General features: G+C 34.4%; 15 protein-coding genes and 1 riboswitch. Of the genes, 1 reads left to right on the forward strand and 14 read right to left on the reverse strand.

Annotated elements, in window-relative coordinates:
* Positions 1 to 66: 66 nt before the first annotated feature.
* Positions 67 to 165, reverse strand: a riboswitch (TPP riboswitch).
* Between the two features lie 288 nt (positions 166 to 453).
* Positions 454 to 1,119 (reverse strand): transglycosylase family protein, encoded by a 666-nt coding sequence (locus ACSULM_RS08060; RefSeq protein WP_436861959.1) that lies wholly within the window; start codon positions 1,117 to 1,119, stop codon positions 454 to 456.
* Between the two features lie 461 nt (positions 1,120 to 1,580).
* The gene (locus ACSULM_RS08065; protein ID WP_436861960.1) at positions 1,581 to 2,009 is read right to left on the reverse strand and encodes a single-stranded DNA-binding protein; all 429 of its coding nucleotides are present in this window, start codon (positions 2,007 to 2,009) and stop codon (positions 1,581 to 1,583) included.
* Positions 2,010 to 2,198: 189 nt separating this feature from the next.
* Between ACSULM_RS08065 and ACSULM_RS08070 the strand changes: the two genes are divergently transcribed.
* Positions 2,199 to 2,639 (forward strand): YwpF-like family protein, encoded by a 441-nt coding sequence (locus tag ACSULM_RS08070; protein WP_436855793.1) that lies wholly within the window; start codon positions 2,199 to 2,201, stop codon positions 2,637 to 2,639.
* A gap of 52 nt (positions 2,640 to 2,691) precedes the next feature.
* Here ACSULM_RS08070 and fabZ read toward each other — a convergent pair whose 3' ends face one another.
* The 12 genes from fabZ to ACSULM_RS08130 form a co-directional block, all read right to left on the reverse strand.
* Positions 2,692 to 3,129 carry a 3-hydroxyacyl-ACP dehydratase FabZ gene (gene fabZ, locus ACSULM_RS08075; RefSeq protein ID WP_436855861.1) on the reverse strand — a complete coding sequence of 146 codons (438 nt, stop codon included), beginning with the start codon at positions 3,127 to 3,129 and terminating at the stop codon, positions 2,692 to 2,694.
* Between the two features lie 54 nt (positions 3,130 to 3,183).
* Positions 3,184 to 4,449 carry a UDP-N-acetylglucosamine 1-carboxyvinyltransferase gene (murA, locus tag ACSULM_RS08080; protein WP_436861962.1) on the reverse strand — a complete coding sequence of 422 codons (1,266 nt, stop codon included), beginning with the start codon at positions 4,447 to 4,449 and terminating at the stop codon, positions 3,184 to 3,186.
* Between the two features lie 104 nt (positions 4,450 to 4,553).
* A complete protein-coding gene (locus tag ACSULM_RS08085; protein WP_436855795.1) occupies positions 4,554 to 4,787 on the reverse strand; it encodes a DUF1146 family protein in 234 nt (77 codons plus the stop codon).
* 276 nt (positions 4,788 to 5,063) lie between these two features.
* The gene (locus ACSULM_RS08090) at positions 5,064 to 5,468 is read right to left on the reverse strand and encodes a F0F1 ATP synthase subunit epsilon (RefSeq protein WP_436861964.1); all 405 of its coding nucleotides are present in this window, start codon (positions 5,466 to 5,468) and stop codon (positions 5,064 to 5,066) included.
* 19 nt (positions 5,469 to 5,487) lie between these two features.
* Complete coding sequence (gene atpD / locus ACSULM_RS08095; protein WP_436861965.1) at positions 5,488 to 6,900, reverse strand: F0F1 ATP synthase subunit beta; 1,413 nt, start codon at positions 6,898 to 6,900, stop codon at positions 5,488 to 5,490.
* Positions 6,901 to 6,921: 21 nt separating this feature from the next.
* A complete protein-coding gene (gene atpG / locus ACSULM_RS08100; RefSeq protein ID WP_436861967.1) occupies positions 6,922 to 7,788 on the reverse strand; it encodes an ATP synthase F1 subunit gamma in 867 nt (288 codons plus the stop codon).
* A gap of 31 nt (positions 7,789 to 7,819) precedes the next feature.
* On the reverse strand, positions 7,820 to 9,331 hold the full coding sequence (gene atpA / locus ACSULM_RS08105; RefSeq protein WP_436861968.1) for a F0F1 ATP synthase subunit alpha: 1,512 nt from the start codon (positions 9,329 to 9,331) through the stop codon (positions 7,820 to 7,822).
* A 20-nt stretch (positions 9,332 to 9,351) separates the two neighbouring features.
* Positions 9,352 to 9,891 (reverse strand): F0F1 ATP synthase subunit delta, encoded by a 540-nt coding sequence (locus ACSULM_RS08110; RefSeq protein ID WP_436855800.1) that lies wholly within the window; start codon positions 9,889 to 9,891, stop codon positions 9,352 to 9,354.
* A complete protein-coding gene (locus tag ACSULM_RS08115; RefSeq protein ID WP_436855801.1) occupies positions 9,891 to 10,415 on the reverse strand; it encodes a F0F1 ATP synthase subunit B in 525 nt (174 codons plus the stop codon). The genes ACSULM_RS08110 and ACSULM_RS08115 overlap by 1 nt, the downstream gene beginning before the upstream one ends.
* A gap of 98 nt (positions 10,416 to 10,513) precedes the next feature.
* Positions 10,514 to 10,726 carry a F0F1 ATP synthase subunit C gene (gene atpE / locus ACSULM_RS08120; protein WP_002510315.1) on the reverse strand — a complete coding sequence of 71 codons (213 nt, stop codon included), beginning with the start codon at positions 10,724 to 10,726 and terminating at the stop codon, positions 10,514 to 10,516.
* A gap of 37 nt (positions 10,727 to 10,763) precedes the next feature.
* Complete coding sequence (gene atpB / locus ACSULM_RS08125; protein ID WP_436861970.1) at positions 10,764 to 11,492, reverse strand: F0F1 ATP synthase subunit A; 729 nt, start codon at positions 11,490 to 11,492, stop codon at positions 10,764 to 10,766.
* 28 nt (positions 11,493 to 11,520) lie between these two features.
* Positions 11,521 to 11,871 carry an ATP synthase subunit I gene (locus ACSULM_RS08130; RefSeq protein WP_436855804.1) on the reverse strand — a complete coding sequence of 117 codons (351 nt, stop codon included), beginning with the start codon at positions 11,869 to 11,871 and terminating at the stop codon, positions 11,521 to 11,523.
* Positions 11,872 to 12,010 lie beyond the last annotated feature (139 nt).

Genomic DNA, 12,010 nt, shown 5'->3' on the forward strand with positions numbered 1-12,010 from the left:
CTATACATAAAAAACTACGTTCCCTGATGGAAACGTAGTTTATTCATAGCAAAGTATCACAATTCGCCAAAAATGAAACTACTTTCCTACGTTGGCATTAACCAAATCAGGTCGTAAGGGTCTGAATAGATTCATCTCAGCCAATTGGCTCCCCTAGTAGATTTTCAATATATTTATTTAACTAAAATATATCAAATTTATTAAGCGTTTGCAAAACAACAGCCTTTCTGAAATCACTAGTTATTTAATAAATGGAGCTTTTAAATATTTAACTTTGATAGTGACTTGGAAAATATCATTGCTCCTACCCTAGAATCTTTATATGAATACAGTTAAAACTTCAAAAAAACACGACAATTTCTATTTTATTTCAATAGAAATTGCCGTGTTTTGTATACTAGAGACATTCATCTCATTATTTTAATTATAACGTAAATTATTGCTTTACGATGCTTATGCAGTTACCCATTGTGAAGCGCCTGCAGTGTTGTAAAGTTTTACAGCTGCTGCGTCTTGTACTGCTTCAGGAGCTTCTGTTGGAGAAACACCTTTATATTCTGCTGGTGCTACTGAATCCCAAGTACTTTGTAAGAATTGGTATTTACCTGCTGCACCTGATGATGGGTTTACAGCTTTAAGGTCGCCACCTGATTCACGTTGCGCGATTGCTTGTAAATGAGCGTTAACATTTACTGATGAACCTTCGCTTGCACTTGATTCATTTGAGCTTGAAGAAGCTTGTGTAGTTGCTTCTTGTTGTGGTTGTTGTGTTGTTTCAGTTTGTGGAGCTTCTGTTTGTTGAACTGGCGCTTGTGCTTGCTCAGTTTGTTGTGGTTGTTCAACTTGTTGAGCTGAAGCGTTTGATCCTTCACCATAGCTCCAAGTCCAATATTCACCATTTGATTCAAAGTTATAGTTTAAACCTTCATAGTTAAAGTTTATATTATAAGCACCATCTTGTACTGGCGCTGCATTTAATGATTCTGGATTTGTTTGTGCTTGTTGTGCTAATTGTGCTTTGTCAACACTTTGTTCTGACGCGTCTGCTGAGTTGCCTGCTGCGAAACCTGTTACGCCTAAACCTACTGCTAATGTTGAAGCTACTACTGTTTTTTTCATTGTAAAAATTCCTCCTATAAGGTAATAATTGATTTATTTATGATTAATTTGCAAATACCAATATAACATTCATAAACTCAATGTAGGTTACAGTGAAATAAAAATAACAGGTTCTTTTTTACATTGAAATTACATACAAACGCTTATTACATTCTAGCAATATTCACCTTCATGACTATAACGAAAGTAATTTCGAGCATTTACATAATTATAACGTTGTAATATTTTTGTAATTTATCTGATAATTACCGGTGAGTTTTTGACTATTTCTATTATCTCATCATCAATTATTTATGTTCTATCTTTTAATTCTCTTATTATATGTATATTATTTAATTTATTAGCTATCCCTCTTCACTGGGATATGGGAAGAGGAATAGCCTGAAGAAGTATAATTGAAAGTAGGATTTAATGTATATTAAACTGGATTGTTAGATTTAGGGGTAGATTTAGGGTGGGAATTAAACAGATTCGTATAAATCATTTTCTTGTAAGTTGATTTCATTAAATGAGACGTGGGAGTCTGGTATTTCTGCTATAGGGAATGGCTCAAAGGATAAATCACTATCTTGTTTATTACGCGGAGACATGAATTTAATTGTTTCAATATTAATTTCTGATACAAAATGTGTCTGCCCTTCTTTTTCATATTTACGAGATTGCATTTGACCTGTAATACCGACAAGTGAGCCCTTATTAATATACTGTTCTATATTACTGGCCATTTTACCAAATGCTTTGCAAAACAAATAATCACATATTGGATTTTGGTCTTTATCTTTATAATTTCTTGTAACAGCAACACAAAACGTTGCTCGCTTATTTCCCTCCTTTTCAAAAATTTTAGGGTCTTTTGTGAGTCGCCCTACAATAACAATGTTGTTAATCATATGTCACCTCCTTTGTAACTTTATTTTATGTACTTTTTAATACTGCGTCAAAATTCAATTTCTATAATTTCCAACGATTAGAGAATGCTAATTTCTATAAAATTCACCTTTCTGGTTTAAAATTACGTTATAATGATAATATAATTGTAAATACTGTAGATTTTAAAATTATTAGATGGATGTGAGACTATGAAATCATTTAAAGCTGTTCGCTTTCAAATTGTATCGGATAGTGGTGGCGTAACTGAATATGAAATAGAAGATGGTGTCATAATTAATAAAGAAAATAGTGGCACAGGATGGTTACTTGAAATAGTTATTTCCGATTACCATTATGAAACGATGAAACAATATATGGATGATGAAACTTTATTAGATATTCGTGTTGTTATTACACGTCCAGCAAATGATCCGGCGCTTTTTGATGCAACAATTAAAAACATTAGTCGACTTGAGCAATCTATTTCCGTTGTTTTTGAATGTCATATATACACGCTCAGACAAGTTTATGCTGAAAGTTTATTAGAACAATTGATTGACGAAGGTTTAACTGGCGAAGCGTTGAAAAAATCCTTTAACCGTATGATGCAGTCTAAACCACGACTTAAAGATGAAAAAAATGAAAAATAAAAAAACCTCAAGACCTGTGGATGTAAAAACACATAAGTCTTGAGGTTTTTTATTATTTATCTTGAATTGCAAACGTTAATTCACAGCTACAAGCTATTTCGCCATCAACTGTGGCTTTGGCAGTACCTTTACCGATAGGACCGCGCATTTTTGTGATTTCCACTTCTAACATTAATGTATCACCAGGCGTAACCTGTTTTTTAAATCGACATTTATCAATTCCAGCAAATAATGCTAACTTACCTTGATTACCTTCGCTATTTAATATCGCAACTGCACCAGTTTGTGCAAGTGCTTCCGTGATTAAAACGCCAGGCATTACAGCATATTCTGGAAAATGACCTTGGAAAAATGGTTCATTACCAGAAACTTGTTTAATTGCCACACATCGTGTACCAGCTTCGTATTCAACCACTCTATCAATTAATAAAAAAGGCTGTCTGTGCGGTATTATGTTCTTAATTTCATTATAATCAAAAATTGTTTCCATCATTAACTTCCTCCAAATCTTCTAACGTTGTATTTATGATAGTCATTTAATATATTAACCTTGTTTACGTTTTATATCTGCACCTAATGATTTAAGTTTGCCATGTAAATCGACATATCCTCTATCTAAATGAATCAATTCAGTAACTTGTGTTGTACCATCAGCTACTAATCCAGCTAATATTAATGCTGCAGCTGCTCGAAGGTCGGTTGCTTTAACTTGTGCACCTTGTAGCTCGCTTTTACCTTCAATTTTAGCACTTCTGCCTTCAACTGAAATCTTAGCATTCATACGTTTAAATTCTGCCACATGCATAAATCTATTTTCAAATACAGTTTCTGTAACTACTTTATGACCTTCAGCTGTAAGTAATAAAGCCATCATTTGTGATTGCATATCTGTAGGGAAGCCAGGATGTGGTAATGTCTTCACATCAACCGGTTTCAATTCACCATCAACACTGACACGAATTGCATCATCTTGATAATCTAAATTTACGCCCATTTCTTCCAATTTATATACAAGACTAGTCATATGTTCTTTAATTGCACCATTGACTAGTATATCACCACGTGTAATGGCACCTGCAATAAGTAATGTTCCAGCTTCAATTCTGTCTGGAATAATCGCATGCTCAACACCGTGCAAAGCTTCTACACCGTGAATAATAATCGTATCTGTACCAGCACCAGAAATGTTACCACCCATTTCGTTGATATAATTTGCTAAATCAACAATTTCAGGTTCTCTTGCGACATTTTCCAATACTGTCTTTCCTTCTGCAAGTGACGCAGCCATAATAATATTCTGAGTAGCGCCCACACTTGGAAAATCTAAATGGATTGTAGTACCTTTCAATCCATTTGCAGTGCTTGCATAGATAAAACCGCCATCCATATGAATTTCTGCGCCTAATTCTTCAAAACCTTTAATATGTTGTTCAATAGGTCTAGATCCAATCGCACAACCACCAGGTAAAGCAACTTTTGCATGTCCTAATCGTGCTAATAATGGACCCATGACAAGTATACTTGCTCTCATTTTACTCACATATTCATAAGGTGCTTCTTCATTTAATTTTTTTGTAGCATCAACAGTTACTGATTCTTCTTCTTTATTATAAGAAACGTCTGCATTTAAGGTTGAAAGCACATTATTTATTGTTTCAACATCGCTTAATGCCGGTACATTCATTAATTTACTAACACCTTTTGATGCCAATAGCGAAGCAGTTAACACTGGTAATACTGCATTCTTTGCACCTGATACTTTGACCTCACCAGTTAATCTGTTTCCACCATTAATTTCTATCATGTCCATCTTAAATCCTCCACTTAACTACTTATATTTCAGTTTAAACCTACATTTTATATGTACTTATAAATTATTATATCTATAATCCAAAAAAATATACAGTATTTGAATTATTGTGCTAAATATTTAATTTGCGTTGAAAATTGAAGCAAATCTACAATAAAATTACTAACAGCTGTCCCCAGTAATACGGCTAAAAATATCATACATACTTGAACGTGTACTGGATAACCTTTCTTAAATAACTGTTCTAATCTCACAGCATTGAGTGCCCAATATGCAATGCAAATACAAATAACATGTAGCATAAGATGTACAATTGAAAATTGCCCTAAATACTCCATAAATCATGCTCCTCGTTTTACACTGTTTATTTATTTTACACGAATTATGATTTAAAAGATACTTAGCAATGCTATTTTTTAAAATTATTGTTAACATCTCTATCTCTGGCATTTCCCTTTTTACTCACAACATATGCATCATTTATATGATATATACTTCATTGCCAAATCTTCTTCATAAACAACAATCTATGAAACATTGAAGTGCATGACTAGAATGTTTTATGATAACAAAAAAATGAAGTTCCCTATAAGGAAACTTCATTTTTATACTCTTTATTGTAGACTCGCAACACGAATACGGTTATTCGCTCTATCTAAAGCGCGTTTCGCTCTATTAATGTCGCTATTGTCTTCTTCATTATTTAAATGAGATTCTGCTCTAGATTTCGCTAATTCGGCTCTAGCTACATCTATTTCTCTTGCTGGTTCTGCTGTTTGTACAATAATCGATAATTTATCTTGTCTGACTTCAACAAAACCTTCACTCACTGCAATATATTCTGAACCACCATCAAAATTAATTTTGACATAGCCAATTTCAAGTGCTGCAACGGTTGGGATATGTCCATACATGACACCAATCTCACCGGCAGTAGTTTGTAAGACTGCAAGATTAACATCTGCTCGGTCGTAAACAGAACCATTAGGAGTGACAATATTTAGGCTTAATGTGTTCATTATCCATACCTCCTAATTTTTAAACTTCAACACCCATATCTTTAGCTTTAGCGACTACTTCTTCCATACTACCTACAAGACGGAATGCATCTTCAGGAATATGATCATACTCGCCATCTAAAATAGCTTTGAAGCCTTCTACAGTTTTTTGAACAGGTACATATGATCCTTTTTGACCAGTGAATTGTTCAGCAACATGGAAGTTTTGTGATAAGAAGAACTGGATACGACGTGCACGTTCAACCGTTTGTTTATCTTCTTCAGATAATTCATCCATACCTAAAATAGCAATAATATCTTGTAATTCTCTATATTTTTGTAATGTAGATTGTACATCACGTGCTATTTCATAGTGATCTTGACCAACGATTGCAGGATCTAACGCTCTTGAAGTAGATGCTAACGGGTCAACGGCTGGGTAAATACCCATTTCTGTTAACTTACGTTCAAGGTTAGTTGTTGCATCTAAGTGCGCAAATACTGCTGCAGGTGCTGGGTCAGTATAGTCATCGGCAGGTACGAATACTGCTTGAATAGACGTTACAGAACCTTTTGTTGTTGATGTAATACGTTCTTGTAATTGACCCATTTCAGTCGCAAGTGTAGGTTGGTAACCAACTGCTGAAGGCATACGGCCTAATAATGCTGAAACTTCTGAACCAGCTTGCGTGAATCTGAATATATTATCAATAAATAGTAAAACATCTTGCCCTTGTACATCACGGAAGTGTTCAGCCATTGTTAAACCAGACAAGGCAACACGCATACGCGCACCAGGTGGCTCATTCATTTGACCAAATACCATTGCTGTTTTCTTAATAACACCACTATCGCTCATTTCGTAGTATAAATCATTACCTTCACGTGTACGTTCTCCGACACCGGCAAATACTGAGATACCACCATGTTCTTGTGCAATGTTATTAATTAATTCTTGAATTAATACAGTTTTACCTACACCGGCTCCACCGAATAAACCGATTTTACCACCTTTAATATATGGTGCAAGTAAGTCGATAACTTTAATACCTGTCTCTAAAATTTCAACTTTAGTTGATAATTCATCGAATGCAGGTGCTTCTCTATGAATTGGATCACGTTGTACAGAGTTATCAATGTCTTCATCTAAATCAATAGTGTCACCTAATACGTTGAATACACGTCCTAAAGTAACATCACCAACTGGAACACTAATACTCTTACCACTGTCTCGTACTTCTGTACCACGTTTAACACCATCCGTTGAATCCATTGCAATCGTACGAACGACGTCATCGCCAAGTTGTAAAGCAACTTCTAATGTAAGCGATACGGTACCTTCGTCTTTTTCAACATCAACAACTAAGGCATTGTTAATTTCTGGAACTTCATTGTGCTCAAAGCGAACATCAATTACTGGACCCATAACTTGTGTTACACGGCCTAATCCCATGTTTTTTTCCTCCTTTAATGATTATTCAAGCGCTACTGAACCACCGACAATTTCAGTAATTTGTTGCGTGATTGCTGCTTGTCTAGCTCTGTTATATTGAATAGATAAATCATCAATAATTTCTGATGCATTATCTGATGCATTTTTCATTGCAGTCATACGTGTAGCATGTTCACTTGCTTTTGCGTCTAAAATCGTTCCATAAATTAAACTCTCTACATATTGAGGTAAGATTACACTCAATATCGCTTCTTTGTCTGGTTCAAACTCATAAGATGACATTTGACCATGGCCTAAGCTTGAGTCTTCTGGAGACAATGGAAGCACAGTTTTTGTAGAAGGTGTATTTTCTAATACACTCACGAAATGACTAAAATAAATTTTAACTTCATCAACAACTTCTTCACTATACAAATCAATTGCCTTTTTAGCTATGGCTTGTACTTCTTTAAAAGAAGGTTGATCCGGAACTTCAACCAATGATTCACGAATTTCATAACCTTTATTTTTCAGGAAATCAACACCAGTTTGCCCTAATACAAGAATTGAATAATCATCCTTACTTGTATGTTTTGCTTCAATATCTTTAATAAGATGTTTTAAAACATTGGCATTATAAGCACCTGCAAGCCCTTTATCACTTGTAATCACAAGATAGGCACTTTTCTTCACTTCACGTTGTTGCAACATTGGATGGCGTGAATTTTTATCGGCACCTGCAACTGCTGTAATCGCATCTTGCATTTTTTCCATATATGGTCTGAATTGTTTCGTGTTACTTTCGGCACGACGCAATTTTGAACTTGATACCATGTTCATTGCTTTCGTAATTTGTTTCATCTTTTTGGTTGATTTTATGCGTGTATCAATCTCTTTAAGAGACCCCATTATCTCACCACCTTTTATTTAGCTTTATCGGTTACGCTTCTGATTTGCTGAAACTCTTCTTAAATTCATTAATTGCAGACTTAAATGCATCGTCTTTTGGTAATGCACCCGTCGTTTTAATTTCATTTAATAATTCAGTCGCATTTGATTTTGCCCATTGATTCAATTCATCTTCAAAACGTGTAATATCTTCAACAGGAATATCATCTAAATAACCTTTAGTTAAAGCATAAATAATTAACACTTGGTTTTCTACAGGTAGTGGCTTGTTTTTATCTTGTTTCAAGATTTCAACTGTACGTTTACCACGTTCTAATTTTTGTGCAGTAAATTCATCTAAATCTGAACCAAACTGAGCGAATGATTCTAATTCACGATATGATGCTAAATCTAAACGTAGTGTACCAGCAACTTTTTTCATTGCTTTAATTTGTGCTGAACCACCAACACGAGAAACTGATTGTCCTGCGTTAATCGCTGGTCTTACACCAGAGAAGAATAAGTCTGATTGTAAGAAGATTTGTCCATCAGTAATCGAAATAACGTTCGTTGGCACATATGCAGCAATATCTCCTGCTTGTGTCTCAATGATTGGTAAAGCAGTAATTGAACCACCACCAAGGTCATCGTTTAATTTCGCTGCTCTTTCCAATAATCTACTATGTAAGTAGAACACGTCACCTGGGTATGCTTCACGGCCTGGCGGTCTACGTAATAATAGTGATAATTCACGGTAAGCTGCCGCTTGTTTTGTTAAATCATCATATACGATTAATACGTCTTTACCATCGAACATAAATTCCTCTGCCATTGCTACACCAGCATAAGGTGCAATATATAACATTGGTGCTGGATCAGCTGCAGATGCTGAAACGATAATTGTGTAATCTAATGCGCCTTCTTGACGTAATTTTTCAACGTTTGCACGAACAGTTGAATCTTTTTGTCCGATAGCAACATATATACAAATTGTATCTTGATCAGCTTGGTTTAAAATTGTATCGATCGCAACTGTTGTTTTACCAGTTTGACGGTCACCAATGATTAACTCACGTTGTCCACGTCCAATTGGTACAAGTGCATCGATTGCTTTAATACCTGTTTGCAATGGTTCATCTACAGATTTACGATCCATAACACCTGTGGCTTTTTTCTCTACAGGTCTTGTTTTCGAAGTATTAATAGGACCTTGACCATCAACAGGTTGTCCTAATGGATTAACAACACGACCAATAAGTTCATTACCTACAGGAACTTCCATAATACGTCCAGTACGTTTTACTTCGTCCCCTTCTTTAATATCAGCGTATGGTCCTAATATTACAACACCGACATTTGACTCTTCTAAGTTTTGTGCTAAACCTAGAACGCCGCTTTTGAATTCTATTAACTCACCAGCCATAACATCATTTAATCCATGGATTAATGCAATGCCATCACCAATTTGTAGTACTGTACCTACATCAGTAACTGCCATTTCCGACTCATAATTTTCGATTTGTGAGCGAAGTAATGCACTGATTTCTTCAGCTTTAATGGCCATCTATGTCACTCCTTCAAATTTTATTTCACTCTAATAAACTGTTTTTCAAGTTGTGCAAGATCATTTTTAATGCTTGCATCCATCACTTTTGTACCAACTTTAACTCTGATACCACCGATAAGTTCAGGATTGATTTTGTTCGTAATCATAATTTTAGAAAGGTTTGTACGTGCTTTTATAATCTCATCAATGCTCGCAAGTTCATCATCTGATAATGCATAAACAGATTCGATAACAGCATAATCTTGATTATGAAGTTGATTATACAATGCTTCAAATTCAGTAAATATGTTATGGATGTATCCTAAATGACGATTAGTTGCAAGTATTGTCAACATATTTTGTAAATATTGATTTGTATGTCCAAATACAATTGTTACAAAACGTCGACGTTGATCAACATCTTTTTGAGGATCAGCATCTAATTCTTGCAATTTTTTCACTTCAGGTTGAACTGCTTCATTAATTGTTGAAAATTCTTCATACATGTTATCAAGGTTACCTGCGTCTTTGGCAGTATCAAACAATGCTTTGGCATATTTTTTTGCAACTTTAGCCATTATTTATCGCCTGCCTCTTTTATGTACTTTTCAACTAATGCTTTTTGATCTTTATCTGAAATTTCTTTTTGCAATACTTTAGAAGCAATTAATACAGAAAGCTCTGAAACTTGATTATTGATATCAGCAATGGCACGCTCTTTTTCACTGTTGATTTCATTTTGAGCCGTTTCAATCATACCATTAGCTCTGATATTCGCTTCATGGATAATTTCTTCATGCTGTTTACGTGCTTGAACTTTCGAATCTTCTAAAATCTTTTGAACCTCTTCTTGTGTTTCTTTTAGTGTTTGTTTATTTTGTTCTTCTAACTTTTGTGCATTAAGTTTTGCTTGTTCAGCATCATCAATATCTTTATTGATATCACGTTCACGTTGGTCCATTACTTCTTTCAATGGTCCCCAGGCGAACTTTTTCAATAAAGCTAAGAGAACGATAAAAGTTATAAGTGTAACAATTATTGTTCCGAATTCAACGCCACCGCCAGCTGCACCAAGTACGAACATATTTGTCGTAGCAGTCACTTACATAGACACTCCTTTCATTCATTATAATCATAAGACATTATTGATAAAAACGAACGGCGAAAGTCGTTCAGACTTCGCCTTTTTATAAATATAAATTACATGAACATTACGATGAATGAAATAACAAGACCTAAGATAGGTAATGCCTCAACTAAACCGATACCGATAAACATAATTGACATTAATTGTCCACGTGCTTCTGGTTGACGAGCGACACCTTCTACTGTTCTTGAAACGATAAGACCGTTACCAATACCTGCACCTAATGCTGATAAACCGATTGCGATTGCTGCTGCGATTAAATTCATTTATAAAATCCTCCTAGTTTTCTTTAAATTAATTTAGTTAATGACTATCTTGCACTTTGTGAGACATATAAACCATAGTTAACACTATAAAGATATATGCTTGAATTGTTCCAATGAATATTGAGAAACCTTGCCAAATCACTAAACCTGGCAATCCAATAATCCAACCCCAGGCTCTTGTAGAGTCACCTGTTACTAAGCCAGCTAAGAGTCCTAATAATAACTCACCAGCAAAGATGTTACCGTAAAGACGTAACCCCAATGTCAGTGTTGAAGTGAACTCTTCGAAGACATTAATCGGTAATAAGAAAATTGGTTTTGTGTAATTCTTGAAGTAACCTTTTGTACCTTTCATTTTAACACCGTAAAAATGCGTAAGCAGAATTACTAATGTAGATAAAGTTAAAGTAACAGTTGCATCAGCTGTAGGTGATTTCCACCATAGAGTATGCCCTGAAATAATTGAAAAAGGTAAACCTATCATATTACTTACAAATAAAAACAAAATCAAAGTAACAGCTAAGAAATGGAATTGACCACCTTTGGACCAAGCCAGGTTACTTTCAATAATACCTCTTACAAAATCAAAAACCCACTCTATAAAATTTTGCTTGCCAGTTGGTCGTTTTTTGAGGTTGCGTGTACAAATAATAGCTATGACAAAAACAATAATCGCTGTAATAACCAACATCAAAATAGATGACAAGTTAAATACGATGTCTAGACCAAATACATTCCAACTGACTAGAGGATGATCATGTTGCATTTATTCTCACCTCTTTCATTAAATTATTTTAATTCTTGCTTAAAAATGGTTTGAAAATCATTAATACATAAGAAACCATCAAACCAATGGCTACACCAAAGATATTTATTTCATCCTTATATAGGTACCAAATACAACACGCTAGTATCGCTATCAAATATCTCCATATATTACCCGTTGAAATATGTATGTTGTCATGCGCTTTAGCTTTTGATAAATAATATTCAAAAGTAAAAGTATTGATTAGCGATCCAATGGTTCCTACTATAAGGCCCAAAACAAATGGTGAGTATGTGAAAATAAACACAATTAACAGTACAAAAATACCCATCAGATAATACTTGATGTACGTGTTAAAAATGATGTTGAAACGTTTCATGACTGTGCCTCACTTCATCTTATTCCTTCAATTATGAAAACCATTTCAATCATACAGTTTTAATAATAATATAGGGTAGTTAACGTGTCAATTCTATACAAAATGTAGTTTAATTTTTTACATAAATGTCACAAAACTG

This window comes from Staphylococcus caeli (assembly GCF_051413795.1).
GTDB lineage: Bacteria > Bacillota > Bacilli > Staphylococcales > Staphylococcaceae > Staphylococcus > Staphylococcus caeli_A.

Excerpts from the sequence above, each read along its gene's own strand:
- ACSULM_RS08060 (WP_436861959.1), bottom strand. The coding sequence starts at position 1,119 with ATGAAAAAAACAGTAGTAGCTTCAACATTAGCAGTAGGTTTAGGCGTA.
- ACSULM_RS08065 (WP_436861960.1), bottom strand. The coding sequence starts at position 2,009 with ATGATTAACAACATTGTTATTGTAGGGCGACTCACAAAAGACCCTAAA.
- ACSULM_RS08070 (WP_436855793.1), top strand. The coding sequence starts at position 2,199 with ATGAAATCATTTAAAGCTGTTCGCTTTCAAATTGTATCGGATAGTGGT.
- fabZ (WP_436855861.1), bottom strand. The coding sequence starts at position 3,129 with ATGGAAACAATTTTTGATTATAATGAAATTAAGAACATAATACCGCAC.
- murA (WP_436861962.1), bottom strand. The coding sequence starts at position 4,449 with ATGGACATGATAGAAATTAATGGTGGAAACAGATTAACTGGTGAGGTC.
- ACSULM_RS08085 (WP_436855795.1), bottom strand. The coding sequence starts at position 4,787 with ATGGAGTATTTAGGGCAATTTTCAATTGTACATCTTATGCTACATGTT.
- ACSULM_RS08090 (WP_436861964.1), bottom strand. The coding sequence starts at position 5,468 with ATGAACACATTAAGCCTAAATATTGTCACTCCTAATGGTTCTGTTTAC.
- atpD (WP_436861965.1), bottom strand. The coding sequence starts at position 6,900 with ATGGGATTAGGCCGTGTAACACAAGTTATGGGTCCAGTAATTGATGTT.
- atpG (WP_436861967.1), bottom strand. The coding sequence starts at position 7,788 with ATGGGGTCTCTTAAAGAGATTGATACACGCATAAAATCAACCAAAAAG.
- atpA (WP_436861968.1), bottom strand. The coding sequence starts at position 9,331 with ATGGCCATTAAAGCTGAAGAAATCAGTGCATTACTTCGCTCACAAATC.
- ACSULM_RS08110 (WP_436855800.1), bottom strand. The coding sequence starts at position 9,891 with ATGGCTAAAGTTGCAAAAAAATATGCCAAAGCATTGTTTGATACTGCC.
- atpE (WP_002510315.1), bottom strand. The coding sequence starts at position 10,726 with ATGAATTTAATCGCAGCAGCAATCGCAATCGGTTTATCAGCATTAGGT.
- atpB (WP_436861970.1), bottom strand. The coding sequence starts at position 11,492 with ATGCAACATGATCATCCTCTAGTCAGTTGGAATGTATTTGGTCTAGAC.
- ACSULM_RS08130 (WP_436855804.1), bottom strand. The coding sequence starts at position 11,871 with ATGAAACGTTTCAACATCATTTTTAACACGTACATCAAGTATTATCTG.